This window comes from Mesorhizobium sp. M7A.F.Ca.CA.001.10.2.1 (assembly GCF_003998575.1).
Classification (GTDB): domain Bacteria; phylum Pseudomonadota; class Alphaproteobacteria; order Rhizobiales; family Rhizobiaceae; genus Mesorhizobium.
In genome coordinates, this window is sequence record NZ_RZQY01000837.1 from 1 (window position 1) to 2,200 (window position 2,200).

Genomic DNA, 2,200 nt, shown 5'->3' on the forward strand with positions numbered 1-2,200 from the left:
GCCTGCCCGAGTTCGAATATTACATTCCGATGGATCCGAGCCGGCAATGGACGCCGCAACAGCTGGTCGACATAGCCTTCGTTTCCGACAAGCAGAAGGCGCCGGGCGGGCCCGCCGTCTACAACAACACCGGCTATGTTCTGGCCGGCATGGTGATCGAGGCTGTCTCCGGCCAGTCGCTGGGCGGTTATGTCAGAAGCGCGGTGCTGCACCCGCTCGGCCTGACAAACACCTGGTCGCCGGCCACCGAAGCCTTTCCGGAAAAGTCGATGGTGCGTGGTTACTACCACCGCCCCCCGCCGCCAGCGAATGCGCCCACCGACATCGCCTCGGGCGGCGAGATGTGGCGCATGGATGGCGTGCTGCCCTACTCCGACGACTTGCAGGATTCCTCCGATTCCTTCCCGTTCGGCGCCGCTTATGGCTGCGGCGACATGGTGTCGACGCCGTCCGATATGGTGAGCTTCATGCGTGGTCTCTTTTCCGGAAAGCTGCTGTCGCCGCCGTTCTTCGCCGAGATGTTCGAACACCGCGTGCCGGCAAGTTTCCCTGGCACACGCATGCGCGAGACCGGCGCCGGCATGTTCCAGAGCGCCTACGCCGATCGCGCCTTCTACGGCCACCAGGGCAGCATCCCCGGCTACGTCGCCGTGATGCTGCACGACCCGCTGTCCGGCCTGACCATCGCCATGACCAGCAATGTCGGCTCCGGCAACCGGCTGTCCTTCCAGGCCAGTGGCCTCCATCCGGTGGTCGATAAGGCGATCAGGATCATTCTGGAAAACTAGCCGCGAAAGATCGCCACGGCGGCAGCGATGATCGCCGCGTTGTCCTTCGCCACAGTTCCATCGGCGAGCGTATTGCCGTCTTCCAGACCGACCCGTGTCGACCAGCGCTTGCGATGCGCAACCTTGACGAAGGGCCAGACAGTTGCATCGACGCCATGCAGCAGGATCGGCCGCCGTACCCCGGCGCGCTCGAGCACGGCGACGATGCCATGCGCTTCGTCGAGTGCAGCGGACAGGTCCGGGATGTCGATCTCGATCAGAATGCGCAGCACCTGGTCGTGGCCGGGAAGCGCTACGAAGCGCTCGGCATCGGCGACGACGGCAAGCCCCGCCTCGATGCCGACACCACGCTGGCGCAGCAGTTCCATCACGGCGGGCGCATCCGGTTCGGACAGGTTGACCGAAGCATAGTCGGGCAGGTCTCGCCAGCCGGCGATCGCCGTGCGGGTCCGCTCGACGTCGTTCTCGATCCAGGCGCCGGTCGACACGCCGACCAGTGTTCCCGGGCAGGTCCGGCGCACCGCCAGCACGGTGGCGTCGACGGCTGCCAGGCTTTCGCGCCCGTCAGTGCCGCGCGGATGGATGTGCAGTTCGGCCGCTCCAGCGGCGACGCAGGCTGCCGCATCGCTGGCCATTGCCTCGGCAGTCAGCGGCAGCTTCGGGTGGAAATCGCGCACGCGCGCGCCGTTGATGCAGGCCTGGACGATCATCGGTCTCACCTTGCGCAGGAAGTTGACAGTCTAATCACGCGGCGGTGAAGCCGCCAATCTCCCCCGTGTGGGGGAGATCTTCAATCTCATCAAGCGTGCAGGCTGCGAAACAGATCGAAAATCTGATTGTTCAGGTCGGCAGGACAGCGCCCCCCTTTATCCTGCCGGACATCTCCCCCACGGGGGGAGATTGGCAGCATCAACGCCGCGCGCCTCCCCGCAACATTCGGCGGCATTTGAATAAAAGCCGCTTGTGGATATTTACCCGGCGTTCCCTCGTCTCCGGCAAGGTCTTCTAGGGCGGGATCATGGAGGGACCATTGACCAGCGATTTTTCAGCCGCCCGCATCCACCTCGAACGAGCCTATCATTATCTGCAAGGCAACGACGAGACGAGTCGCGCGGCCTGTGAAGCGCTCGATCTGTTGATCGAAGCGGTGACGGAAGCGCAGCACAGGCGACCCGAGGCTGGAGTGCTGGAGTTTCCGCAATCGACGGCGCGGCGAACCGGATAGAATGCGGCGAGTTTCAGGTCAGTTCGGCCTGGCCTGAAACTCGCCGCACCCGGATCACGATGCCTTGCGGGCCGTCGCTCCCTTGGTCGCACGCGCGACAATTCGTTCCAGCGGCTCTGGCCGGTGCAGCAAAAATCCCTGGCCGAAGGCGACGCCCATGTCGCTCAACATGGCCAGCGTGTCCTGC

Annotated in this window: 3 protein-coding genes; 2 read left to right on the forward strand and 1 reads right to left on the reverse strand. The window is 64.5% G+C overall.

Annotated features, from left to right (window positions below):
- A partial coding sequence (locus EN964_RS32395; RefSeq protein ID WP_164776214.1) for a serine hydrolase occupies positions 1-788 on the forward strand: 788 nt, incomplete at its 5' end.
- Here the strand turns inward: EN964_RS32395 and EN964_RS32400 are convergent.
- Entirely contained in the window at positions 785-1,498 is a 714-nt protein-coding gene (locus tag EN964_RS32400; protein ID WP_127269269.1) for a 3-keto-5-aminohexanoate cleavage protein, read from the reverse strand. The two genes, EN964_RS32395 and EN964_RS32400, sit on opposite strands and share 4 nt — an antisense overlap.
- Before the next feature lie 308 nt (positions 1,499-1,806).
- On the opposite strand from EN964_RS32400, the gene EN964_RS32405 reads away from it, so the two are divergent.
- Positions 1,807-2,013, forward strand: coding sequence for a hypothetical protein (locus EN964_RS32405; RefSeq protein WP_127269270.1), 207 nt, complete (start codon positions 1,807-1,809; stop codon positions 2,011-2,013).
- The last annotated feature ends 187 nt before the right edge of the window (positions 2,014-2,200 follow it).